The sequence below is a fragment of the Actinomycetota bacterium genome (genome assembly GCA_035697485.1).
Taxonomy (GTDB): Bacteria; Actinomycetota; UBA4738; order UBA4738; family HRBIN12; genus JAOUEA01.
In genome coordinates, this window is sequence record DASSCU010000024.1 from 56,806 (window position 1) to 80,238 (window position 23,433).

Genomic DNA, 23,433 nt, shown 5'->3' on the forward strand with positions numbered 1-23,433 from the left:
GGCGTGCGCACGCCGCGGCGGGGGTGCCGGTGGCCGAAGAACGACGAACGGTGGAGATGCTTGCCACGCTCGCCGGCGGTCTCGTGATCGGGGCCGTCGAGGTCGTCCTGGCGATCTCGTTCGCCGCCCTCGTGTACGGCGGGTATCTTTCCTACTACCTGTCCCGAGGCATCGGCCTCTACCTCGTCGCGGCGGCGGTGACGCTCGCGATCCTCGCCTGGCGAGCGGGACAGCGCGGCGTCGTCGGCAGTGTGCAGGACGCGGCAGCGGCGGTGCTCGCGGTCGTCGCCACCACCACGGCCCTCGACGCGTTCGGGAGCCTCGACCGTGCCTTCCTCACCGTTGTCGCCGCCACCCTGGTCGTGACGCTCGCGACGGGCATCACGTTCGCGCTGCTCGGCGTGTTCCGTCTCGGCAACCTCGTGCGGTACGTGCCCTACCCGGTCGTGGGCGGCTTCCTCGCCGGCACCGGCTGGCTGCTCTTCAAGGGCGGCATCGGTGTCGCGGCGAGCGTGCAGCCGTACATGCGCACGATCAAGGACCTCACGCGGCAGGAGGACCTGACCCGGTGGATACCCGCGCTCGTCTTCGGCATCGTGCTCCTCGTCGTGACGAGGGTCGTGAACCGGCCGCTCGTGATCCCGGCGGTGATCGGCCTCGGGCTCGCGTTGTTCGCGGTCGGCGTCGTCGTGACGGGCTCCTCGATCGAGGAGCTGGAGGAGGGGCTCTGGCTCCTCGGACCGTTCCCCGCGGGTGAGCTGTGGGAACCGGGCACCGTGCAGGAAGCCTTGACGGAGGCCGACTGGTCGGCGGTGCTCGGACAGATCGCCGGCATCGCCACCGCGATCTTCGTCGCCGTGATCGCCTGTCTGTTCAACGTGAGCGGCATCGAGCTGATCCGGCACACCGACCTCGACACGAACAGGGAGCTCCGCGACGCCGGCATCGTGAACGTCGCTTCGGGCGCGTTCGGCGGCATCCCGGGGTACCACGCGTTGAGCCTGACGGCGCTCGCGGAGCAGATGGGCGTCAACGCGCGGCTCGCCGGCTTGGTGGCGGCGCTCCTGCCGCTGTCCGCGGTGATCTTCGGGGCGGCGCTGATCGAGCTGATCCCACGCCTGATCGTGGGTGGCGTGCTCGTGTTCGTCGGGCTCGCCTTCATCGTCGAGTGGGTCTGGGACAAGCGACGGTCCCTGCCGATCACCGAGTACCTGGTCGTGCTCATCATCCTCGCGACGATCATCGTCCGGGGCCTGCTGCCCGGGGTCGCAGTCGGCCTCGTGCTCGCGGTCGTGCTGTTCGCGGTGAACTACAGCCGGCTCGAGCAGGTGACGGAGGTGGAGTTCGGCGAGACGTACCGCAGCAACGTGGACCGTCCGCTCGGCGAGCGGGAGGCGCTTCGGTCGCTCAGTGACCGCGTGCAGATCCTGCGGGTCCACGGGTTCGTGTTCTTCGGCACATCGAGCGGCCTGCTCGAACGCATCCGCAAGCGGGTGGAAGCCGGAGGGCTGCGATTCCTGCTGATCGATCTGCGGAGCGTGACCGGCATGGATTCGTCGGCGGTCATGTCGTTCCGCAAGGTCGCGCAGCTCGCCGAGGCGAACGGGTTCGAGCTGGTGCTGACCGGGGGACCGCAGGAGGTGGCGGGTCGGCCGGAGCGCGGTGGGGTCGTCGCCGCCGAGGGGGTCGTCCGCTTCGAGCCGGATCTCGATCGTGGACTCCAGCGATGCGAGGACGTCCTGCTCAGGGAGGCCGAAGGGCAGGCCGGGGGCGCGGCCGAGCGGGCCGAGGCCCTCGCCCGCCTCCCGCAGGGATTGAGCACGTACCTCGAACGCATGCCACTCCCCGAGGGCACCACGTTGATCCGGCAGGCCGACCCACCCGACGACGTGTTCGTGCTGGAGTCGGGACGACTGAGCGTCGAGATGGTGACGCCAGAAGGCACACGCCTGCGTCTGCGCGCAGTCCGTCCGGGCGTCGTGGTCGGGGAGATCGCGATGTACACAGGCGTGCCGCGAACGGCCGACGTGCTCGCCGAGACGCCGAGCGTGGTCCTGCGCCTCAGCAAGACGTCGATCGAGCGACTGGAGGCCGAGGAACCGGAGCTGGCCGCGGCGCTGCACCGGTGGCTCGCGACGACGCTGGCGGAACGCCTGAGCGATACGTTGCGCTCCTTCGACGCCCTGCTCGACTGACGGGTCCGACCTCGATGTCCGCGGGGCTGGGTACCGTTCGTGGATGACCGCGACCTCCACGCCGCTCGATCACCTACACCACATGCTCGGCCCCGACGCGTCGTTCCGGCCGGGTCAGCTCGAGACGATCGACGCGGTCGCGCGCGACCGGGGGCGGGTGCTGCTCGTGCAGCGCACCGGGGGGGGGACGTCGGCCGTCTACTTCATCGCGACGAAGCTGCTACGCGAGCAGGGTGCCGGTCCGACGCTGCTCGTCTCCCCCCTGCTCGCGTTGATGCGCAACCAGATCGAGATGGCCGGACGCATCGGGGTCCGCGCAGAGTCGATCAACTCCACGAACCCCGAGGAGTTCGAGCCGATCGCCGAGCGCCTCGTGAACGACGAGATCGACCTGCTGCTCGTCTCGCCCGAGCGCTTCGCGAACGAGCGGTTCCGCGACCGCATGCTCAGCGTGATCGCGCGCACGGTCGGCCTGCTCGTGGTCGACGAGGCGCACTGCATCAGCGACTGGGGCCACGACTTCCGGCCGGACTACCGGCGCATCGTGCGCGTGCTCGAAGCGCTGCCGCCCGACGTGCCGGTGCTCTGCACCACCGCGACCGCGAACGATCGCGTGATCTCCGACATAACGGATCAGCTCGGCGACCGCCTCCAGACGTTCCGAGGCTCACTCGATCGAGAGAGCCTCGCGCTCGCCGTCGCCGACGTACCGAGCCAGGCCGAGCGCCTCGCGTGGTTGGCGGAGGCGCTTCCCACGCTGGAGGGGTCGGGCATCGTCTACGTGCTGACGATCGCCGACGGTGAGCGGGTGGCCGCGTTCCTGCGCCGGCAGGGCGTCGAGGCAGAGGCCTACAGCGGCGCCACCGAGAACGACGACCGGGTGCGGCTCGAGCAAGCGCTGCTCGCGAACGAGCTGAAGGCGCTCGTCGCCACGAGCGCGCTCGGCATGGGGTTCGACAAGCCCGACCTCGGCTTCGTGATCCACTACCAGAGCCCCGGATCCCCGATCGCCTACTACCAGCAGGTGGGGCGCGCCGGGCGCGCGCTCGATCACGCGCCGGCGGTGCTGCTCTGCGGAATCGAGGACCGCGAGATCCAGGACTACTTCATCGAGACGGCGTTCCCCCCGCGCGATCAGGCCGAGCGCATCGTCGAGCTGCTCGCCGACGCCGTGGAGCCGATGTCGCTCAACGACCTCATGGCGACCGTCAACGTCCGCCGGGGGCGGTTGGAGTCGATGCTGAAGGTGCTCGAGGTGGAGGGAGCCGTGGCGCGCGAGCGCGGCGGGTACGTGCGCACTTCTGAGACCTGGACCTACCCGGGCGAGCGCGTCGAGCACATCACCGAGCTGCGCCGTCACGAGCAGGAGGCGATGCGCCGGTACGCCCACCACGACGGATGCCTGATGGAGTTCTTGCGCCACGAGCTCGACGACCCGGGCGCGGAACCATGCGGAAGGTGCATGTGGTGCACGTCGGCGCCCCTGGTGGTCGATCCCTCGCCCGACGCGCGAGCGGCCGCCCGTGAGCACCTGCGCGGCTTCGACCTGTTCGTGGAACCGCGGAAGCAGTGGCCGTCGGGGCTCATGGCGGTCGGGCTGCCGAAGGGACGGATCGCCGAGGATGATCGGCCCCTCGTCGGCCGGGCGCTCTCGGTCGTGGGCGACGGCGGCTGGGGCCGGCTCGTGGCCGCCGGGCGCGGCGAGGACGAGCGCTTCGCCGACGAGCTGGTGGCCGCGAGCGCGGCGTTGATCGCCGACCGCTGGCGGCCCGAGCCCGCCCCCACCTGGGTGACGTGCGTGCCGTCGATGACCCATCCCGACCTCGTGGCGGACTTCGCGAAGCGGCTGGCCGAGGCGCTCGGGCTCCCGCCGCACCAGGTAGTGCGCAAGGTCGCAGAGAACCAGCCACAGGCGGCGATGCGCAACAGCGCACAGCAGGTGCGCAACGTTTGGGATGCGTTCGAGGTGGACGGCGACGTTCCGCAGGGTCCGGTGCTGCTCGTCGACGATCTCGCCGACTCCAAGTGGACGCTCACGGTGATCGCGCGTGCCCTGCGCCTGGCCGGAAGCGGCCCGGTGCACCCGTTCGTGCTCGCATCGGCGATCGCCGGCTGACCCAACGGCCCTCCGGAGCATCGAGTCTCGGGACTGGCGTACTGTTCCGATGATGCGCGACCTGCCCACCGGCACGGTGACGTTCCTGTTCACCGATATCGAGGGCTCGACCCGACTGCTGCAGGACCTCGGGCGCGACGGCTTCGTACGCGTGCTGGATCAGCATGCCGAGATCGTGCGAACGGCGATCGCCGCGCACGGTGGGGTCGAGATCCGCACCGAGGGCGACTCGTTCTTCGTGACGTTCTCGTCCGTGGAAGCCGCTGTCCGTGCGGCCGTCGCCGCCCAGCGCGGGCTCGCGGCGCATCCGTGGGACGACGGATCCGTCATCCGGGTCCGGATCGGCGTGCACACAGGCGAGGGCACGCTGGGTGGTGACGACTACGTCGGGATCGACGTGCACAAGGCTGCCCGCATCGCCGCCAGCGGGCACGGAGGGCAGATCGTACTGTCGGAGGCCACGCGGACGCTCCTGGCCGACCGGTTGCCCGAAGGGGTCGCGGTCCGCGACCTGGGACCGCATCGGCTGAAGGACTTCGATCGCGAGGAGCCACTGCACGACCTCGTGATCGAGGGTCTCGAGGTCGACTTCCCGCCGCTCACGACGGCACGTGGGCGCCGGACGAACCTGCCCGCCCCCAGGACCTCGTTCGTGGGACGCGGCTCCGCGATCTCGGAGGTCGGCGCGATGCTCGACGAGGCGCGACTCGTGACCTTGACAGGCCCCGGCGGCACCGGGAAGACCCGGCTCGCGCTCGAGGTCGCGGCGACACGCCTCGATCAGCATGAGGAGGTCACGTTCGTCGACCTCAGCGCCGTCGACGACCCTGCACGCGTCGTGCCGGCGATCGCTGCGGCACTCCGCCTGCGGGCGACGCCGGGTGTCGACCCCCTCCAGGCGTTGCACGAACGGCTCGGCCGGGGGAACCCGCTTCTCGTGCTCGACAACCTGGAGCAGCTCGCATCCGAGGGAGCCTCGTTCGTCGGAGACCTCCTCGACGACGTGCTCGCACTCACGGTGCTCGCCACCAGCCGCATCACGCTGCACGTGGTGGGTGAGCAGGAGTATCAGGTGCCGCCGCTCGCGCTCCCCCGCGACTTGGACGACCTCGACGTGTCCGACATCGCATCGTCGGAGGCGGTGCACCTCTTCGTGGAGCGCGCCGGGGCATCCCGGCGGGGATTCCAGGTGACCGACGGGAACGCTGCCGCCGTGGCCGAGATCGTCGCCCGGCTCGACGGCCTGCCGCTCGCCCTCGAGCTGGCGGCGAGCCGCATGCGCGTGCTCGACCCTGCGTCGTTGGCCGGGCGACTCGAGCGAAGGCTGCCGCTGCTCACGGACGGACCGCGCGACGCACCCGAGCGCCAGCGCACCCTCGAGGACACGATCCGATGGAGCGAGGAGGCGCTGCCCGACGATGCCCGCCGCATGTTCGCACGCCTCGCCGTGTTCCCCGGAGGATGCACGGTCGATGCCACGGAAGCCGTCTGCGGCGACGACCTCGACGTGCTGGACGCGCTCGGAACGCTCGTGGATCACAGCCTGATCCGACGCTCTGACGCGTCGGACGGATCGGTCAGGTTCTCGATGCTCGAGACGATCCGTGAGTACGCCCAGACACGGCTCTCGGCGCTCGATGCCGGCGAGCGGTCCTCGATCGAGCGGCGGCAGGCCGAGTATGTGCGGGAGCTCGCCGAGCGCGCCGAGCCCCACCTCACGGGGCAGCAACAGCTTCGGTGGTTCGAGACGCTCGACCTCGAGCTCCAGAACATCCGGGCCGCGCTCGACCGAGCGGAACGCTCCACGGAGCCGGAGGACGTCGCGACCGGACTGCGCACGGCCGCCGCGCTCTGGCGCTACTGGCAGCGGCGGGGCCACTTCGCCGAAGGACGGGCGAGGCTCGAACGGTTGCTCTCGCTGCCGCCCGCGCAGGCGCGAAATGCCCCGCGTGCGCTCGCGCTCGGGGCGATCGGCAGCATCGACTACTGGCTCAAGAACTACGACACGATGCGAGCCGCGTACGAGGAGGCCGCCGACATCGCTCGGGGCCTGGAGGACCGTCGGCTCCTCACCCGAGCCTTGGTCAACCTGACGTTCGTGCCTGTGGTCTCGGGGCACCCCGAGGAAGGGTTGCAGCTGCTGGAGGACTGCTTCGAGGTCGCCGAGCCGGACGACCTGCCGATGCAGGCAGAGCTGTGGGCCGGCGTCGGGTTCGGTCAGCTTTTCGCAGGCAACGCGGCAGGCGCGATCGAACCGATCGAGCGGAGCATCTCGCTCTACCGCGAGGTCGGCGAGCAGTTGTTGCTGTGCGAGGCCTTGATCACGCTCGCAGGGACCTACGTGTTCCTCGACCACATCGACCAGGGCGTTGCGTACCTCGCCGAGGCGACGGCGATCGCGTCCGCTTCGGGGAACCCGATCCTGCTGGTGACCGTCCTCGGGCCTCACGCCCTGCTGGCGAACCTCACGGGACGGCCCGAGCGAGCCGCGACCCTGGCCGGCGCGTCGAGCCGGCTCGAACGCGAATACGACGTGAACTTCCCCGAGGTGGGGCTCGCGTTCTTCGGCGACCCCGCAGAGGTGGCGCGCGCCGCCCTCGGCGAGGAGGGGTTCGAACGCGCATGGTCCGCCGGGCAGACGATGACGCTCACCCAGATGATCGAACTGCTCGAGAACGAGACCGCCTGATTCCCTCGGGACGAGCGCCGGCATCCCGCCGGGCCTCGCGTCCTAGGGACGCAGGACCACGATCGACGTGCCGTTGGAGTCCCCGTCGGCATCGTGGTTCGCCGACCCGTCGTACGGAAGCTGCCCCACCAGCCCGAGCACGGTGGCCGTGACCTTCGCCTTGCTCGTCTGGTAACGCTTCGAGACCGAGCACCGACCGAGGTCGTTCGTGGTGCACGTGAGTGACGCGTTCGCGCCGAAACGCACCGCCACCTGCACCCCGGCGTTCGGCACCTCGAGGTCGTCGTGCACCACGACGACGACGCGTGCCCGCCACTTGCTCGACGACAGTCGCTCACCGGCCCCGTCGAGGTCCCCGACGTGCACCGTGGTCGGCGTCGGCGTCGGAGAAGGGCTCGGCGACGGTCCGGTCGACGTGCCGTGTGACAGGTCGACCGAGAACGACCCTCCCGCTGCGCCGTACGGGAACACCTCGAGCTGGTAAGTGCCCGCCACGGTCGGCATCGCATGCAGCGTCTCCTGACGCCCTTGGCCGCAACCGTCACCCAGGGCGCACGTGCTCTCGTCGAGCACCGAACCGTCGGGTGCACGGAGGCGTGCGTCGAGATCCGGCGACCACTCGAGCGGCAGGCATCCGAAGCCCGGCAGGGACAGGCATTCTCCGCCGATCACGATCGTGGCTGCGATCGGCACGTCCAGTCCATCCGGTCCGACCTCGAACGTCCGCGTCCAGGTGCCGCCCGACGAGACCGAGCCGTCGTACTGCTCGTCGGCCGGGAACGTGGTGGCAGCGGTGCCCCCCGCCGCCTGCGCGACGAGCGCTCGCACGTCGAGCAGTCCGGCACCCCAGTCGGGGTCCGCGCCGGTGGGCCCACGATCCTGCGCCGTCCGCCGCATCGCCTGCTTCACGTCGGTCGGGCTCATGCCGGCGTCGATCGCCAGCGCGGCCGCTCCGGCGGCGTAGGGCGTCGCCATCGATGTGCCGGAGTACGTTGCGTAGCCACCGGTCGTGTCGTACTCGGCGGCCGTGATCGTCGTCCCCGGCCCGACCACGTCGGGCTTGATCCGTCCGTCGAGGGTCGGGCCACGGCTCGAGAAGTACGCGAGGGAGACCCCATCGTCGTGGTTGGGCGCACCCGTCGGTGCCGACCAGTCGGATCCGGCTCCCACGGTGATCGCCTTCGCCGACGCTCCGGGCGCGCCGACCGACATCGGCAGATCCCCGCTGTTGCCGGCTGCGACCGTCACGACCTTGCCGGCGTCGACGGCGGCATCGACGGCGAGGCTGAGCGCGTCCTGTCCGTCCGAGCCGACCGACGTGCCGAGGCTCATCGTGATGACGTCGACGCTCGGCAGGCCGGCGCACCACTCGATGCCGCCGACGATCTGCTGCGTCGTGCCCGAGCCGTTCGCCGCCAGCACCTTCCCGACGACCAGCGCGGCACCCGGCGCCACACCGACGTTCGCGGCGGCGTCGGGTCCGCCCGTCCCGTCGCCGGCGGCGATCGACGCGACATGGGTGCCGTGCCCGTGGTCGTCGTAGGGGGTCGTGCCGGTGCCGATGAAGTCCTCGAACGCCACGATCCTGTTGGCGAGCTGCTCGTGGTCGGGGTCGGCGCCGGTGTCGAGCACACAGATCCGCGTGCCGGAACCGTCGACCCCGAAGGACCCCCTCGCGCCCGTCGCCCCGTAGTCGGGACCCGACGAGGCGTCGGTCACGTGAGCGACGGCGTCGCTCTGCACCCGCTCCACGCCCGGCACCTGCGCGAGGGTCCGCACCTGGCCTGCGGTCAGTCTCGCGGCGAAGCCATCGATGATCTCGAAGCGTTCCGTCGAACGGATGCGGCCGACGGCCCGAGCGGCGTCCGCCGCAGACACGGTGCCGTCGTGGAGCACGATCACATCGGTCCGTCCGCCGCGGTCGACACGTTCCAGGCGAGCATCCAGCTCGTCCGAGACGCCGTCGGCGTCACGGTCGGCGAGCGCGCGCACGGCGGACACCGGCCCGCTCGTGCGGGGCCCGGAGATCTCTCGCCTCGACGTCGCGGTCGGGCCGCTCACGCCCCGCGCCCCGATCGCAGGCACGGCGATCCACGCCGCGACGACCACCGATGTGAACACCAGTTTCCAGCGACGCACGACCTCTTGAACCCCCTCCGCGGCCCGTTCTCAGTAGGGTCGGCGCCGGCGAGATGGCGGGGCAATCGGCCGGAAGCCGGTCGTCACTAGGTCCTCCGACGTGGGCCCTGTGGAGCATCCCCGAACCCGTACACTCGGCGCATGACCAACGGCATCCTGGAGCGCCTGGCCGAGGGGCCCGTGCTGGGCGACGGCGGCTACCTGCTCGAGCTCGAGAAGCGCGGATACGTGCAGGCGGGGCCGTTCACGCCCGAGGTCGTGATCGAGCATCCGGAGGCGCTCGAGCAGCTGCATCGCGAGTTCCTGCGTGCGGGCGCCGAGGTGCTGCAGACGATGACCTTCTACGCGAGCGACGACAAGCTCGCGACGGTCGGCCTCGGGGGGGCGGTCGACGAGATCAACCGCAACGCCGTGCGCATCGCGCGCGAAGTCGCGACCGAGGGCGACGCGCTCGTCGCCGGCAACCTCTCGCTCACATGGGCCTACGAACCCAATGATCCCGCCAGTCCCGACCACGTGCGGGCGCTGCTCGACCGCCAGCTCCAGGACCAGGTCGACGCCGGGCCGCCCGACTTCTTCATCGGGGAGACGTTCTCGTTCCTCGGCGAGGCGCTGCTGTTCGTGGAGCGCGCGAAGCGGACCGGCCTGCCGGTGATGGCGACGATGTCGTTCGAGACGATGCCGCCTCGGGCGTACGAGGGCGACACGCCCGGCGAGTGCGCGAAGCGGCTCGCCGAGGCGGGCGCAGACATCGTGGGCGTGAACTGTCTCAACTCGCCGGCGCAACAGCTGCCGATCGCGACGCAGATGGTGGCGGCGGTCGCGGGAGCGGTGCCGGTCGCGGCCCAACCGGTCGCGTACGCGACGACGGAGGAACAGGCCGACTTCACTTCGACCGACGAGTTCCCGCTCGCGTTGACGGCGATCACGCTCCCCCGCGGCGACCTCGCCCGGTTCGCGGCCGAGGCCCGCGAGGGCGGCGTCCGCTACATCGGATCGTGCTGCGGGTCGGTCGCCGAGCACGTGCGCGAGATGGCGAAGGTGCTGGGCAAGCTCCCCGGCCGGGAACGCGAGTGGCGCTCGCCCACCGGCAAGGCGATGTCGGCGTACGAGTACTACGAGGAGAAGCGCTAGCTTCTCGGGTCGGCCTCGACGACGAACCTGCATGCTGGGTGGCATGGCCGACCGCACCGACCGCGAGCGCGACGGGATCGGGCGCCCCGTGCTTCGGGGCATGGTCGCCGTCGCCGCGCTGCTCGTGGTCTCGGTCGCGTCGATCGCGTTCGCGCTCCGGGTCACGCCCGAGCAGTCGGTCTCGGCGCTCGGACAGACCGTCGCGGTGGGCACCGCGTCGCCGTCGTGGAGCGCGTCGGGGCCGGGTGAGGTCGTGCTCTTCGGACGGTCGTTGCCGACCCAGGTGGAGTTCGTGGGACCCGTGCGGCCTCGCCTTGCCCTCACCGACATCAGCATCGACGCGCAGGTGGAGGGAGCGTTCTCGCCACCTGGGCGCGCCGCTGCGGCCGCCGTGCTCGGCGACGCGCTGGCCGCCGGGTGGCGGCGCTACTTCGCATGGGAGATCGCCTTCGTGACGGTCGGGGCGGTGCTGTTGTTGGGGGCGATCGCCGGTTGGCGTGGCTTCGGCTGGAAGCGGACCGCGGTGTCGGTGCTGGGGGGACTGATGTTCGTGCAGGCCGTGAACCTGAGCGCCATCATGGTCACCGCGTTTACCGCGCCGGACATCCTGCGCAACGTCGGCAGCGTGAACGAGCTGGTGGGCAGAGACGAGCTGCGCCCCGTCTCCGCGGCGACCGGCCCTGCGCGATCCGACGTGCAGGCGGTGGTGCTCGGGGACTCCACAGCGGCCGGTCTCGGCGGCCTGATCCCACCCGACGCGGAGCCCGACGACATCGCCTGCGAGCGGAGCTCCATCGCGTTCGCCGAGATCCTTGCTCGCGTGAACCAGTGGAACGTGGACAACCTGGCGTGCAGCGGGGCGACGGTCGACGAGGGGATCCTCGGCGTGCAGCTGACGGGCGACCGCCGCATCGCGCCGCAGGTCGCGGTCGCCAAGCGCGCCACCGACGCCGAGGTCGTGATCGTCAACGTCGGCGCGAACGACCTGGGGTGGAGCACCCTGGTCTTCCTGTGCGCCGCATCTTCATCGTGCGACAACCGCGGCCTCACGGCGTTGTTCCAGCGTTCGCTCGACGACTTCACGCAGGACTACTACGAGCTGCTGCGCCAGCTGTCGGCGCTGCCTGGCGATCCGCTCGTGTTGGTCAATCGGTACTACTCCCCGTTCGATCCCTCCCTCGATTGCCTCGAGTCGCTGGGATTGACAGGAGACAAGCTCGAGGTCCTGCTCGACCGACTCGATGCCCTGAACGAGGTCCTCGCGGCCGGCGCTGAGGCGTTCGGGCACCGGACGGTCCAGCCCGACTTCACCGGACACGAACTGTGCACGGATCAGAGCTACGTGCAAGGGCCGGACGATCCGGCGCCGCTGCATCCCAACGCGCGGGGTCACCTCGTGATCGCGCTCGCCGACGAGCGCGCGCTGCTCGACGAGCCGGCGTGATCTCAGTCCGTCCCCGGCGTTCAGGCCTGTCGTTTCGCGACCACGCGCTCGTAGATCACGAGCAGGATGATCGCCGCGATGATCGACCCGATCCACGCGATGCCCTCGTTGCCCGAGAAGATCGCGTTCCAGATCAGCCCGCCGACGATCGCACCGAGGACGCCCAGGACCATCGTGGCGATCCATCCCATCGACTGTTTGCCCGGCAGGAGCAGCCGTGCGAGGGCGCCGATGATCAGTCCCGCGACGATGTACCAGACGATGTCGAAGAACCCGATGTCGTCCATGGTGTTCCGACGCTCCTTCCCTGATGCCCGCTCGTCGGCGAGCCCTGCGTCGCATCGTAGGTCGCAGGTTCCGGGCAGCGCAACGTCGTGCCGATGGACGCATAGACTCGCCGGCGACCGCCTTCGAACGACCGACGAGGGGGACATCGATGACGCTTCCGGAGCACACCAGGTTGAACTGGGGGCCGTGGTACCGACGATCGCCGTTCTTCGAGGCGACGCTGCGGGCCGGCTGCTCCGCCTACGACGTCTATCAGCACATGTACCACCCCAACACGTATGGGGACCCCCTCGAGGAGTACTGGGCGCTCGTCAACGACGTGACGCTCTGGGACGTGAGCGTCGAGCGCATCGTGGAGATCACCGGTCCCGACGCCACCGCGTTCACGAACCTGCTGACCTGCCGGGATCTCACGAGGTGCGCCGTCAAGCAGGGCAAGTACATGCTCGTCACCGCCGAGGACGGCGGCATCGTGAACGACCCGGTGCTGCTGCACATCGAGGGGAATCGCTGGTGGCTCGCGCTGGCCGATTCCGACGCCGGGCTCTACGCCATGGGGGTCGCGGTCAACTCGGGGATGGACGTGAAGGTGACGCACCCCGAGGTCTACCCCGTGCAGGTGCAGGGGCCGAAGGCCAAGGACACGATGCGCGATCTGTTCGGCGACTGGATCCTCGACATGAAGTACTACTGGTGCGACGAGACCGACCTCGACGGCATCCCGGTCGTGATCAGCCGCACCGGCTGGACGGCGGTGGTCGGCTACGAGATCTACCTGCGCGACCCGAGCCGGGGCGACGATCTGTGGGAGCGCATCCTCGATGCCGGGAAGCCGTACGGCATCCGCGTGACGCCCTCGTCGGACATCCGACGCATCGAGGCCGGCATCTTCGACTGGGGCTCCGACATCGGCCTCACCGACAACCCGTTCGAGGTCACCGGCCTGGAACGGCTCGTCGAGGAGCAGGAGGCCGACTACATCGGCAAGGAAGCGCTCGAGCGCATCCGGCGCGAGGGCGTCTCGCGCAAGCTCGTCGGCATCGAGCTCGAGGGCGAACCGGTCGAGCAGCCAGCCCAGCACTGGCCGGCTGCGCACGGCGGCGAGACGGTCGGGCACGTCACCGACGCCTGCTGGTCGCCGCGGGTGGAGAGGAACATCGGATACGTGTGGGTGCCGCTCGGGCTGGCAACGCCCGGCACGAGGCTGGAGGTGGACACCGACGACGGCACCCGCGTCGGCACGACCGCAGCGATCCCGTTCATCGATCCCCAGAAGAAGGTGCCCGCCGCATAGGAGGCGTGTACCGGCGGTGCGCGACGAGCTTGCGAGCCTCCGACACCCACAGCACGACGCTGGCGGCCACGATCGTGACCCCCCACTGCGCCGCGGTGAGTGGCTCCGTGCCGAACGCCGTGTTGAGGAACGGCAGGTAGGCGACCGCCACCTGCAACAGGGCGGAGAGGGCGACCGCGCCCCACAGCCAAGCGTTCGAGAACAGACCGAGGAACGCGCTCCGGCGATCGGAGCGGGCGTTGAAGACGTTGAAGAGCTGCGCGAGCACGAGCGTCGTGAATGCCATCGTGCGCGCGACGCGCTCGCTCGACGTGCCTTCGACCAGCCCGCCGGGGAGTTCGAGATCGAGCACGAACAGCGTGGCCACCGCCATCGCGGTGCCGTTCAGCGCGATGCTCACCCACATCGGTCCGTCGACCACCCGCGCCGTGCGCGAGCGGGGTGGTCGGCGCATGCGGCGGGCATCGGGCGGATCCATGCCGACGGCGAGGGCCGGCGCCGCATCGGTGAGCAGGTTGATCCACAGGATCTGCGTCGCGAGCAGCGGTGTCACGATGCCGTCGCTGCCGCTCGTCAGCCCCAGCACGCTCGCGAACACGATGCCGAGGAACATCGTCATGACCTCGCCCGTGTTCGACGACAACAGGTAGCGGATGAACTTCCGGATGTTCGCGAAGATCGACCGCCCCTCCTCGATCGCGGCCACGATCGTCGCGAAGTCGTCGTCGGTGAGGACCATGTCGGAGGCTTCCTTGGAGACGTCGGTGCCGGCGATGCCCATCGCGACGCCGATATCGGCCGTCTTCAACGCGGGCGCGTCGTTCACGCCGTCGCCGGTCATCGCCACCACGTCGCCGGCGCCTTGCAGGGAACGCACGATCCGCAGCTTGTGCTCGGGGCTCACCCGCGCGTAGACGTTCACCCGGCCGACCGTCTCGTCGAGGGTCCGGTCGTCCATGCGCTCGAGCTCGGTGCCGGTGGCGACCGGCGCGTCCGCCGCGGCGATGCCCACCTCGCCGGCGATCGCGCGCGCGGTGACCGGGTGGTCGCCGGTGATCATCATCACCCGGACGCCGGCGCCCTGGGCCGCGGCGACCGCCGCGGCGGCCTCCTCACGCGGAGGATCGATGATGCCCAGCGTGCCGAGGAAGATGAGGTCGCGCTCCAGGTCCTCCCCCGGTCCGTCGTAGTCGTCATCGTCGATGTGCCGCTCGCCCACGGCCAGGGTGCGCATCGCACGTGCGGCCAGGTCCTCTACCTCGGCCAGGATCTGCTGGCGCCGCTGCTGCGTGAGCGGAACCACCTCGCCGCCACGACGCTCGTGCGTGCATCGCATCAGCAGCACGTCGGGCGCGCCCTTCGTCACGACACGAAGATCGCGCCTCACCTCGTCGAGGTGCACGGTGCTCATCAGCTTTCGCTCCGACGAGAACGGCACCTCGTCGATGCGAGGTGACCGCGAGCCGTCGTCGTCGGGCACCTCGCCGACCTTCCCCGCGGCGGCGACCAACGCCCCTTCGGTGGGATCTCCTCGGACGACCCACGCGCCATCGTGCTCCTCGATCGTCGCGTTGGAAGCGAGGGCCGCCGCGAACAGCACTCGACGGATGTCGCCGGCGTTCGGCATCTCCTGCAACGGAAACCCATCGACGTCGGTGACCTCACCGAACGGGTGGTAGCCGGTGCCACCCAGCACCGCCGCCCCCGACGGTGTCACCGCCTCACGCACGGTCATCTCGTTGCGTGTGAGCGTCCCGGTCTTGTCGGTACAGATCGTGGTCGCGGCGCCGAGCGTCTCGACGGCGGAGAGTCGGCGGATGATCGCGTGCCGCGCGGCCATGCGCTGCACGCCGAGCGCGAGCACCACGGTGAGGATCGTCGCCAATCCCTCGGGCACCGCGGCGACCGCGAGCGAGACCCCGATCAGCATCACGTCGATCAGCGCGGCCGTGCCCTCGACCTCGGAGACGGAGAGGATCGAGGCGATCACGACGACCGCGATCGCGACGACCGCGACGCCCAGTACCCGGCCGATGCGAGCGATCTCGCGCTGCAACGGCGTCTCGTGACGCTCGACCGTCTCGAGCAGCCCGGCGATCCGGCCGAGCTCGGTCCCCATGCCCGTGGCGGTCACGACCGCGGCCCCGCGGCCGTAGGTCACGACGGTGCCCGAGAAGACCATGTCGGTGCGATCGCCGAGTGCCGCGTCGGTCGCGACGGCGTCGATCTTCTTCGCGACCGGCTCACTCTCCCCGGTCAGGGCTCCCTCCCCGGTGCTGAGGGCGACGCTGCGCACGACGCGGGCATCGGCGGCGATCGCGTCACCTTCCTCCAACGCGAGCAGGTCGCCCGGCACGAGCTCGCGGGCGGGTACCGTGCCGACCCGCCCGTCACGGACGACGGTCGCCGTGACCTCGGTCAAGGCCCGCAGCGCGGCGATCGCCCGCTCGGCTCTCGCCTCCTGCACGTACCCGAGCGTCGCGTTCAACAGCACGATGGCCAGGATCACGATCGAGTCGATCGGCAACCCGAGCACGCCCTCGAGCAGCCACACGCCGGCCGCGATCGCCGCGGCGGCGAGCAGCAGGATCACGAGGGGGTCGGCGAACTGGCGCGCGAACCGACGCCACCGCGGCTCGGGCGGTTCCTCGCGCAGCACGTTCGGACCGACGCTCGCGAGCCGCTCGGCCGCCCGGTCGGTCGTGAGGCCGCCTTCCAGGTCGGTGTCGAGTTCGTGTGCGACCGAGGCGGCGTCGAGCGCGTGGGGAGCCTGATCGACCGCGGTCATGCAGGCATGATGCCGTGTCGGACGCGAGGTGACCGAGCACCGTCGCCGCGGGCCCGGACCGCACGGGACCTGTGGACCGGGTCGCGCGCACGTCGACGAACGACGATGATGGTGGATACGACCCTGGGGGGATGACGATGAGCGAGAGTATCTACCGAGTCACCGAGGTGATCGGCACGAGCACGGTGTCGTGGGAGGACGCAGCCAAGAACGCGGTCGAGACCGCGGCGGAGTCGCTGCGGGACCTGCGGGTCGGCGAGATCGTGAAGCTCGACCTCACGATCGAGGACGGCAAGGTCGCGCACTACCGGGCGCGGGTCAACATCTCGTTCAAGTACGAGCACCACGAGTGAACATGGGAGCGTCCACCCGGCGGACGTGACGTGCCCTGACCCGCGATGGGCTCAGTTACTTGTTCAGGTTCCAGTCCGACGAGCTCGAGCCGCCCTTGCCCTTGGCCTTCTTGGCGGCCCGCTTCTCCTTGAGGGTCTTGCTCGCCGCAGTCTTCGAGCTCTTGGCGCCGCCCTTGTCCTTGCTGGCCATGACTCCCCCTTCCGTGGCGAGGTGTTGGCCACACGATGTCACACCTGGGCCGGAAGAGGCGACAGCACCTCGAGCCTTGACCGTGGCTCAGGCGACGTCGAGGGGGCCGAACTCCGGAGCGTGAAGCCGCGGATCGGCCATGCCGAGTCGCAGCAGCAGCCAGAACGACAACTCGACCGAGGGTCCGACCAGCACCGCCAGTGCCAACGTGCCGATGCCCGCGACGCCACCGAGCAGCAGTCCGATCGCGAGCACCGTCACCTCGATCGCGCCGCGCACGATGCCGATGCGCCAGCCGGTCCGCCGTGTGACCGCGAGCATGAATGAGTCACGCGGGCCGGCGCCCATGCCCGCTCCGATGTAGAGGGCCGAGCCGACGCCGAAGAGCCAGATGCCGAGCGCCACGAGCCCGACGCGCACGCCGATTGAGGCGTTCGACAGCTGCTCGACCCACCCGATCGCGCTGAACACGTCGATCGCGAGTCCGATCACCACGGCGTTCGCGATCGTCCCGAAGCCCGGCGGCGCGCCGCCGATCCAGGCGATCGCCACGATGACGAGTCCCACGACGACGGCCGCCGTCCCGAGCGTCAACGGCGTGTGCTCCGCGATGCCCATGTGCAGCACGTCCCACGGCGGCACACCGAGCCCGGACTCGAGCATGGCGACGATCGCCACGGCGATCAACAGCAATCCGACGAACAGCGCGGCGAGTCGCAGCGGCAGTGAACCCCGGAGCAGGGGTGCATCCTTCACCCATGCACGGTAGCGACGTGCCCACCACCCCGACCGTCGACCGACGCCGGCGGTTGATCAGCGTTCGATCGCGAAGGCTCCGTAGCCGACCACGCGGCCGGGGTCTCCGGTGGTATCGCCCGAGGTGCGCAGATCGAGGAGTCGGATCGACAGGCTCGCCTGACGTGCGAACGCCACGGCGCCCCGCAGCGCGAAGACGCCACACGCGTCGGAGGGACCGATGGCGTCGGGGTCGAGCGCTTGGATCGCTTCGGCGGTGCGCCGGTCGAGCAGTCGAGCCGTTTCGAGATCGTGGTAGTGGCTGAGGTCGGTGCTCACCACCACGAGGTCGGCGTGCGGTGCGAGGCTCGAGAGCACCGTCGCCACATCGTCGGACGGGACCTGTCCGACCGCGACCGGCAAGAACCGGAATCGCTCCCCCAGCGCCCGCTGCAGGAACGGCAGCTGCACCTCGAGCGCGTGCTCGTGCGCGTGGGGCTCGTCGTCGACGGCGCACCCTGCCCGGATCGCGACCTCGCGCATCTCCGCATCGATCGCCGCCTCGCCGAGCGGCGTGCGCCAGGTCCCTGGGGAGGGAATCGCGCACCCCACCAGAGGAACGAAGTGATCCGGACCGATGATCACGATGCGATCGAGCACCTCGCGAGCCGCCAGGACCACGGCGTAGGCGCTCGCCGCCACCGGACCCGAGTAGCGATATCCAGCATGGGGCACGACGATGCCCCATGGCATCGCTCCGGACCACGGACGCGTCGCAGCCAGCAGCCGATCCACGGTGCCAATGAGCGACTCCCGATCCTCGGGATAGAACGTGCCCGCCGCCGCCGGCATCCGCATCGCGCCGACCGTCACCGACCTCACACCCCCAGACGAACAGGCATCCTGCGCTCGCCCCAGGTACCAGGTTCGGCCTCGAACTCCCCGGCACACGCCCGGCCGCAGGAATCGCAGCGTCCTGCGGCATCGAGGTGCCAGCCCGTGATCTCGTAGCCCCGACGCACGATCAGGTCGGCGCCACACCCCGCGCACCGCGTGGTCTGCCCGACCGGATCGATCACATTGCCCGTGTACGCGTACCGCACGCCGTTGTCGATCGCGATGCGCCGCGCGCGCCGAAGCGTCTCGACCGGCGTCGGCGGCCGGTCGAGCATCTTCCAATCGGGATGGAACGCGGTGAAGTGCATCGGCACGTCGGGTCCGAGGCGCTCGACGACCCAACGCGTCATCGCGTCGAAATCTGCGTCCGAGTCGTTCAATCCGGGGATCAACAGGGTCGTGAGCTCGAACCACACATCGGTCTCGTGCGCGAGGTGCTCGAGCGTGGCGAGCACAGGCCCGAGATGACCGGCACAGGTCCGATGGTAGAAGTCCTCGGTGAACCCCTTCAGATCGACGTTGGCCGCATCCATGTGCGAGAAGAACTCCCGCCCGGGCTCGGGGTTCGCGTAACCGGCCGTCACCGCGACCGCGCGCACGCCGCGCTCGCGACAGGCGTCGGCCACGTCGATCGCGTACTCGAGGAAGATCACGGGGTCGTTGTAGGTGAACGCGACCGAGCGGCACCCGAGGCGGACGGCCGCCTCGGCGAGCGCCTCGGGCGAAGCCTCGTCGGCGAGGGTGTCGACGTCACGGGACTTCGAGATGTCCCAGTTCTGGCAGAACCGGCAGGCGAGGTTGCACCCGGCGGTGCCGAACGAGAGCACCGGGGTCCCCGGCAGGAAGTGGTTCAGCGGTTTCTTCTCGATCGGGTCGACGCAGAAGCCCGACGACCGCCCGTACGTGGTCAACACGATCGAGTTGCCCTCGCGCTTGCGCACGAAGCAGAGTCCCCGCTGCCCGTCGTTCATGGCGCACGCGCGAGGACAGACGTCGCATCGGATCCGCCCGTCGTCGAGACGGTGCCACCACCTCGTCGGATGCGCGGTCTCCTCGACCGGCACGATCACACACCTCCGATACCACCTTAGGACGCCGTGTCCGTCGACGATCGACGGACGGCTCCTCCTCGACGGGGCTTTCACGTATCGGGCCGGCGGACCCCCACCGCCGGGCGATGCAGCGCAGGCGGTCCGTGGGAAGGTGACCCTGGGGCCGGCAGTGGCTACGCTCGATGAGCGGACCAACGCGACGAAGGGGGCCGACATGCCGGATCACGACGAGACCGCGGAACCGATCCCTGAGGCCGATGCGCTCGAGCAGGCCGAGCCGGTCGGTGACACGGACGAAGACGTCACCCCGCTCGACGAGGTGTTCGACGAGGTGCCCGACGAGGCTCCTGAGGCCGATGCGCTCGAGCAGGCGACACCGGTGCCGGGGCAGGACGAGGAGGACGCACCCCGTTGAGGCGGCCCCGGCCGACCCGAGCCGACGCCGACGGGAGCCTCAGTCCTCGACGATCCCGGCATCACAACCATCTCCCGATCCCATCGGGCATCCACACGCGAACGCCGGGCAGCACCGAATGACCCGACGGTGACGGGACCGAGATGATGGCACCGTGGAGCTTTGGCCCACGTCGGAAGCTGCCCTCGAGGCGAGACAGGCCGAGCTGGCATCTCTCGCTCCCCCGCCGTGGGCACCGCCGACGATCCCGACGATCGGCGGGGTGTGGTTCGCCGCTCCCACCGGGAGCACCGGCGAGGCTCCAGGAGAGCCCGCGTGGGCAGCGGCCGTCAGCCTCCGCGAAGGCGCGATCGTCGGGGAGTTCGTCGTCCGCGGTCGCACGGGGGCCGGCTACCACGCCGGGCACATGGCGCTGCGCGAAGGACCGCTGCTCCAGCTGGCGGTCGAGGCCCTCCCGAGCGCTCCGGACGTGCTGCTGGTGAACGCGACGGGACGCGACCATCCTCGGAGGGCGGGATTGGCGCTGCATCTGGGGGCAGTCCTCGATCTGCCGACGATCGGCGTCACCGACCGGCCGCTGCTCGCGACCGGCCCCGAGCCGTCTGCCGAGCGGTGGGCGAGCACAGAGCTCGAGCTCGATGGCGCGGTCGTCGCGGCGCGCGTGCGGACCCGGCTCGGTGCCCGAGCGGTCGTCGTGCATCCGGGGTGGCGCACTGATCTGCCGGTCGCGATCGACCTCGTCCGACGGGTTGACGGGCCCGCCCGCACTCCCGAGCCCCTCCGGACAGCCCGGCGAGCTGCGCGCCTCGCTCGCGCCCACGATGAAGAAGCACGGCCTTCGGGTTCACCCATGTGGACCTCATGAGTTCGACGGCCGGATCGGGATCCTGCCACGCAGCACGGGTGCATCTCTCACCCGCGCAGGGCAGTCGCGCGCTCGCGGTATCGGCCGTACAGGTGCACCAGCGCGCCCGTCGGATCCTGCCAGTAGGCCTCCTCCCCGACATCGATCCAGTCGTCGACGGGAGCCCCGAGCCGTGACCGACCCGCGAACGCCGAGATCTCCGCCAGGGCCGGCTTCGCCGAACCGTCCGATCGCCACAGTCCGAAGGAACGCTCGTGGGTCGCCTCGTCCAGCGGCGGCTGATCCCAGATCGAGGGCGCGTAGTCCGAGTGGCACCACACCAAGGCAGCCGCGCATCCCTCGTGACGCAGCCCGTCGAGCACGCGAGCGGTGTACCGGGCTGCTTCGTCTTCCGCGACCAGCATCGGCGTGCGCGCCTCACCACGGAACGTCGAGAGCCCGAACTCGGAGAACAGCACCTCCGCACCACCGCCGAGCCAGCGCGTCATGGCTGCCAGGAACGGCACGAGGTGTTCGTCGGTCTGACCGTCCGCCCATGACGCGTAGATCGGATATCCGTGCATCGTGAGGAAGTCGCACACCTCCGCAGCCTCGCGCGGTCCCAGGTTCCGGTGCTGCTCCAGGTCCTCCATGTGCAGGCCGATCGTGATCGGGACGGTGTCATCCGCGACTCGGATCGCCGAAGCGATCCGCTCGAGCCACCGAAGGCCACGTTCGCGATCGGGCGGCATCACGCAGTTCGATGGCTCGTTGCCCAGGTCCCAGGCCCAGAGCGCGTCGTGTCCCGCCAACGACGTCGCCGCCTCCTCGGCCAGCGAAGCCTGGGCCCGCGCCACATCGGGATCGGCGTACCAGTTGCGGGGTCCGCCGGTCATGATCCGAGCCCCGCTCACCACCCGGAACCGTGCGTCGCGCTCGTCCCCGCCCAACGCCCATCCGGGCATCCAGTTCACGCCGCTCATATGCCCCGTGAACAGCGTGGGCATCAGCGCAAGACCGGCGTCGCCAGCCACGTCGGCGACCGTGACCAGTCGCCGGAGCATGTCCCGGTCCACTCGGTCGGGTTCGGGCTGGAAGTCCTCCCACAGCAGGAAGAGCCGCAGCGAATCCATACCGCTTGCAGCGATACGCTCGAAGTCGCCGACCACCTCACCGACGTCGAACCTCGACCACCATGCCATCGCGGTGCGAGCCGGCCAGTAGTTGACGCCGAGACGAAACGTCTGGCCGAGGGGTTCAGCTGGCACGGCGGAGAGGGCTCAACGTCCGGTTCGGATCGACGATGCGACGGTAGAGCGCGAGGTACTCGTCGACCATGCGGGACACGTCGAACCGGTATGCGACCGAGGCACGTACCGCAGCCCGGTCGAGCCCCCGAACGTCGTCGATCGCGCCGACAGCCTCGTCGAGCGTATCGACGAGCGCCCCATTCTCCCCGTGACGCACGATCTCGGGCATCGAACCTCGACGACGGGCGATCACGGGCGTGCCGCAGGCCATCGATTCGACGACGCTGAAGCCGAACGGTTCCTCGAAGTTGATCAGGTGCAGCATCGCGGTCGCGCCGCCGAGCAGCTCCCCGCGCTCCGATGGGCCGACGGGTCCGACGTAGGTGACGCGCTCTCCGTCGATGTGGGGCCGCACGCGCTCCTCGAAGTAGGTGGCATCTTGCACGATGCCGGCGATCGTGAGCGGCATGCCGGCGCGCGCGGCGACCTCGATCGCTTCCTCGACACCCTTGTCGGCATGGATCCGGCCGAAGAACAGCAGCGAGTCTGTGGGCGTCTCGCCGAGCGGGAATCGCCCTGTGTCGATGCCGTGATGGATCGTCGCGGCGTACTCGAGGCTGGGGTGCCGGTCGGCGTCGCTGATCGCGACGTAGTGGTTGCCCTGGGCGTATCGCTCGAACACCGGCACGATGCGTTGGGACGAGAACCCATGGATCGTGGTCACGACCGGCGTCTCGACGAGCGCGCTGTACGTGAGCGGCAGGAAGTCGAAGTTGTTGTGGATCAGGTCGAACTCATCGGCCCGCTCGAACACCGAGGCGATGTGCAGCCCTTCCCAGACCTTGGCGTCGAGCCGGGAGTCCTCGGAGTAGCCAGTCGGTGCGGTGCCGACGAGGCGCGCAGAGGTCAGGGAGTCAGCCGTCGCGAACAGGGTGACGTCGACCCCTCTGGCTACGAGGCCCTCCGTCAGCAACGAGACGAACTGCTCCCACGGCCCGTAGTGGCGAGGCGGCACGCGCCAGGAGATCGGCGCAAGCATCGCGACGCGGATCGAGGGCCACGAACGGCCGACCACGGGCATCATGCCCCGAAGGGTATCCACTCCCGAACGCTGTGAAACCGGCGTCCTGCGTGGCCGGGGTGTGGAGGTTCCGCGCTACTGCTCCTTCGGCCCGAGGACCTCCGGCCCGCGTGCCGGGGCCGGCAGGCCGTGGGGGTCGGTCCGCACACCGAGCATCCTGAAGATGAGAGCGCCGGATGCCCCGATGCCGGCCGCGGTCGGAAGGCAAGCGCGATGCTCACGAAGACGATCGAACCGACGGAAACGGAACCGGCGGGCGAGCCGGTCCCGATCGGCGTGGAGCTGCTCGAACACCCCTTGTTGAACAAGGACACCGCGTTCACCGAGGAAGAGCGAGATCGCTTCGGGCTTCGCGGACTGCTTCCCGTCCGCGTCACGACGATCGAGGAGCAGATCGCGCTCGAGATGGAGCACCTGCGGCGCAAGGCCGACGACCTCGAGCGCTTCATCGGCCTGGCCTCGCTGCAGGACCGGAACGAGACCCTGTACTACCGGGTGCTCGTCGATCACCGATCACCTCGAAGAGCTG

Annotated in this window: 19 protein-coding genes; 9 read left to right on the forward strand and 10 right to left on the reverse strand. The window is 70.0% G+C overall.

The window, feature by feature from the left end; genetic code table 11:
* Positions 1-29 precede the first annotated feature (29 nt).
* Genes VFI59_07030 through VFI59_07040 form a run of 3 tightly spaced genes read left to right on the forward strand, consistent with a single transcriptional unit; the run spans position 30 to position 7,000 of the window.
* The gene (locus VFI59_07030) at positions 30-2,195 is read left to right on the forward strand and encodes a SulP family inorganic anion transporter (GenBank protein ID HET6713445.1); all 2,166 of its coding nucleotides are present in this window, start codon (positions 30-32) and stop codon (positions 2,193-2,195) included.
* A 43-nt stretch (positions 2,196-2,238) separates the two neighbouring features.
* Positions 2,239-4,311 carry a RecQ family ATP-dependent DNA helicase gene (locus tag VFI59_07035; GenBank protein HET6713446.1) on the forward strand — a complete coding sequence of 691 codons (2,073 nt, stop codon included), beginning with the start codon at positions 2,239-2,241 and terminating at the stop codon, positions 4,309-4,311.
* A 52-nt stretch (positions 4,312-4,363) separates the two neighbouring features.
* Positions 4,364-7,000 (forward strand): adenylate/guanylate cyclase domain-containing protein, encoded by a 2,637-nt coding sequence (locus VFI59_07040; GenBank protein ID HET6713447.1) that lies wholly within the window; start codon positions 4,364-4,366, stop codon positions 6,998-7,000.
* Positions 7,001-7,042: 42 nt separating this feature from the next.
* Here VFI59_07040 and VFI59_07045 read toward each other — a convergent pair whose 3' ends face one another.
* Entirely contained in the window at positions 7,043-9,139 is a 2,097-nt protein-coding gene (locus VFI59_07045; protein HET6713448.1) for a S8 family serine peptidase, read from the reverse strand.
* A 141-nt stretch (positions 9,140-9,280) separates the two neighbouring features.
* Between VFI59_07045 and VFI59_07050 the strand changes: the two genes are divergently transcribed.
* Positions 9,281-10,273, forward strand: a complete 993-nt coding sequence (locus VFI59_07050) for a homocysteine S-methyltransferase family protein (protein ID HET6713449.1) — start codon at positions 9,281-9,283, stop codon at positions 10,271-10,273.
* Between the two features lie 43 nt (positions 10,274-10,316).
* The gene (locus VFI59_07055; GenBank protein ID HET6713450.1) at positions 10,317-11,717 is read left to right on the forward strand and encodes an SGNH/GDSL hydrolase family protein; all 1,401 of its coding nucleotides are present in this window, start codon (positions 10,317-10,319) and stop codon (positions 11,715-11,717) included.
* Positions 11,718-11,737: 20 nt separating this feature from the next.
* Here VFI59_07055 and VFI59_07060 read toward each other — a convergent pair whose 3' ends face one another.
* Positions 11,738-12,004: a GlsB/YeaQ/YmgE family stress response membrane protein gene (locus VFI59_07060; GenBank protein HET6713451.1), complete on the reverse strand. Its 267-nt coding sequence runs from the start codon at positions 12,002-12,004 to the stop codon at positions 11,738-11,740.
* A 149-nt stretch (positions 12,005-12,153) separates the two neighbouring features.
* On the opposite strand from VFI59_07060, the gene VFI59_07065 reads away from it, so the two are divergent.
* Positions 12,154-13,299 carry a glycine cleavage T C-terminal barrel domain-containing protein gene (locus VFI59_07065; GenBank protein ID HET6713452.1) on the forward strand — a complete coding sequence of 382 codons (1,146 nt, stop codon included), beginning with the start codon at positions 12,154-12,156 and terminating at the stop codon, positions 13,297-13,299.
* On the opposite strand, the gene VFI59_07070 is transcribed toward VFI59_07065, so the two are convergent.
* The gene (locus tag VFI59_07070) at positions 13,265-16,087 is read right to left on the reverse strand and encodes a cation-translocating P-type ATPase (GenBank protein HET6713453.1); all 2,823 of its coding nucleotides are present in this window, start codon (positions 16,085-16,087) and stop codon (positions 13,265-13,267) included. The two genes, VFI59_07065 and VFI59_07070, sit on opposite strands and share 35 nt — an antisense overlap.
* Before the next feature lie 137 nt (positions 16,088-16,224).
* Here VFI59_07070 and VFI59_07075 point away from each other — a divergent pair, with 137 nt between their 5' ends.
* Positions 16,225-16,440, forward strand: coding sequence for a dodecin family protein (locus VFI59_07075; protein HET6713454.1), 216 nt, complete (start codon positions 16,225-16,227; stop codon positions 16,438-16,440).
* A gap of 55 nt (positions 16,441-16,495) precedes the next feature.
* Here the strand turns inward: VFI59_07075 and VFI59_07080 are convergent, their stop codons facing one another.
* The 4 genes from VFI59_07080 to amrS all read right to left on the reverse strand — a co-directional run bounded on the left by VFI59_07080 (position 16,496) and on the right by amrS (position 19,326).
* Positions 16,496-16,630: a hypothetical protein gene (locus tag VFI59_07080; protein HET6713455.1), complete on the reverse strand. Its 135-nt coding sequence runs from the start codon at positions 16,628-16,630 to the stop codon at positions 16,496-16,498.
* A gap of 87 nt (positions 16,631-16,717) precedes the next feature.
* Complete coding sequence (locus VFI59_07085; protein HET6713456.1) at positions 16,718-17,386, reverse strand: membrane protein; 669 nt, start codon at positions 17,384-17,386, stop codon at positions 16,718-16,720.
* Between the two features lie 57 nt (positions 17,387-17,443).
* Positions 17,444-18,247 carry an AmmeMemoRadiSam system protein B gene (gene amrB, locus VFI59_07090; protein HET6713457.1) on the reverse strand — a complete coding sequence of 268 codons (804 nt, stop codon included), beginning with the start codon at positions 18,245-18,247 and terminating at the stop codon, positions 17,444-17,446.
* Positions 18,244-19,326 (reverse strand): AmmeMemoRadiSam system radical SAM enzyme, encoded by a 1,083-nt coding sequence (gene amrS / locus VFI59_07095; GenBank protein ID HET6713458.1) that lies wholly within the window; start codon positions 19,324-19,326, stop codon positions 18,244-18,246. The genes amrB and amrS overlap by 4 nt, the downstream gene beginning before the upstream one ends.
* A gap of 157 nt (positions 19,327-19,483) precedes the next feature.
* Between amrS and VFI59_07100 the strand changes: the two genes are divergently transcribed.
* Together VFI59_07100 and VFI59_07105 are read left to right on the forward strand one after the other, a co-directional pair.
* The gene (locus VFI59_07100) at positions 19,484-19,729 is read left to right on the forward strand and encodes a hypothetical protein (GenBank protein ID HET6713459.1); all 246 of its coding nucleotides are present in this window, start codon (positions 19,484-19,486) and stop codon (positions 19,727-19,729) included.
* A gap of 154 nt (positions 19,730-19,883) precedes the next feature.
* Positions 19,884-20,594, forward strand: coding sequence for an endonuclease V (locus VFI59_07105; protein ID HET6713460.1), 711 nt, complete (start codon positions 19,884-19,886; stop codon positions 20,592-20,594).
* A 47-nt stretch (positions 20,595-20,641) separates the two neighbouring features.
* On the opposite strand, the gene VFI59_07110 is transcribed toward VFI59_07105, so the two are convergent.
* From VFI59_07110 to VFI59_07120, 3 genes are all read right to left on the reverse strand, one after another.
* Entirely contained in the window at positions 20,642-21,841 is a 1,200-nt protein-coding gene (locus tag VFI59_07110; GenBank protein HET6713461.1) for a hypothetical protein, read from the reverse strand.
* Positions 21,831-22,874, reverse strand: coding sequence for a glycosyltransferase family 4 protein (locus VFI59_07115; protein HET6713462.1), 1,044 nt, complete (start codon positions 22,872-22,874; stop codon positions 21,831-21,833). Before VFI59_07115 ends, VFI59_07110 begins: the two co-directional genes overlap by 11 nt.
* A 105-nt stretch (positions 22,875-22,979) precedes the next feature.
* Complete coding sequence (locus VFI59_07120) at positions 22,980-23,414, reverse strand: hypothetical protein (GenBank protein ID HET6713463.1); 435 nt, start codon at positions 23,412-23,414, stop codon at positions 22,980-22,982.
* Between the last annotated feature and the right edge of the window lie 19 nt (positions 23,415-23,433).